The organism is Clostridium saudiense, from assembly GCF_000577815.1.
Taxonomy (GTDB): domain Bacteria; phylum Bacillota; class Clostridia; order Clostridiales; family Clostridiaceae; genus Clostridium; species Clostridium saudiense.
The window spans coordinates 1-970 of record NZ_CBYM010000089.1 but is presented as its reverse complement, the minus strand read 5'-3'; the positions used below and the strand labels follow the sequence as shown (position 1 = coordinate 970).

Genomic DNA, 970 nt, shown 5'->3' with positions numbered 1-970 from the left:
ATAAAATGGACCCTATATAGTAGACACTCAAAAAAAGAGTATCTATCTATATAGAGTCTTTTTTTGTACAATAAATTAATGAGGTGATCAAAGAGTGAGTAAAAAAACTTTTTCAGAGCAAGATATAGAAATTTTATCAAAAAATAAATATGTTAAAAATGTAAGTGAAAAGTCTATAACTTATACAAATGAATTTAAAATTCATTTTATTGCAGAATATAATAATAAAAAATTACCTAGAAATATTTTTGAAGAAGCAGGCTTCGATATTAATATTATTGGATTAAAACGTATTAAATGTGCATCTAGTAGGTGGAGAACGGCATATAAAGAAAATGGAGTGCTTGGATTAGATGACACAAGGAGAAAAAATAGTGGACGTCCGCGTCAGCGTGAACTTACTAAAGATGAGTTAATAGCAAAGCAAAACGCTGAAATTGAATATTTAAAAGCTGAGGTTGAACTTTTAAAAAAATTAGAGCTGCACGAAAGGCAGGTGAGAAAAGGTAAACTAGTTGCAGCAAAAGCATTTACTTTAATTGAAAGAATAACTAAGGATTCAAAATTCAATTCCTTAGTTAGCCATTTATGTTCTATAGCAGGTGTTTCACGCTCCGGATACTACAGATTTTTAAATAATAAGTCTATAAAAATCAAGCAAGCTAATATTGATTTAAGTGTCAGAGATAATATATTAAAAGCTTTTAACTATAAAGGGTATAAGAAGGGTTCTAGATCAATAAAAATGCTATTGGAAAATGAGTTTGGAATAACTTATAACAGAAAGCGTATTCAAAGGATTATGAGAAAATATAATATTGTTTGTCCAATAAGAAAAGCTAATCCGTACAGAAGAATGGCTAAAGCAACTAAAGAACATAGAGTTGTTCCAAATCTTCTAAATAGAAATTTCAAACAAGAAGTAGCTGGAAAAGTACTTCTTACGGATATAACCTATCTACCATATGGT

Annotated in this window: 1 protein-coding gene; it reads left to right on the top strand. The window is 29.0% G+C overall.

The genetic code is table 11. The features are described 5' to 3' along the window. Positions 1–94 precede the first annotated feature (94 nt). On the top strand, positions 95–970 hold an 876-nt coding region (locus TY07_RS17770; protein ID WP_042403113.1), incomplete at its 3' end, for an IS3 family transposase.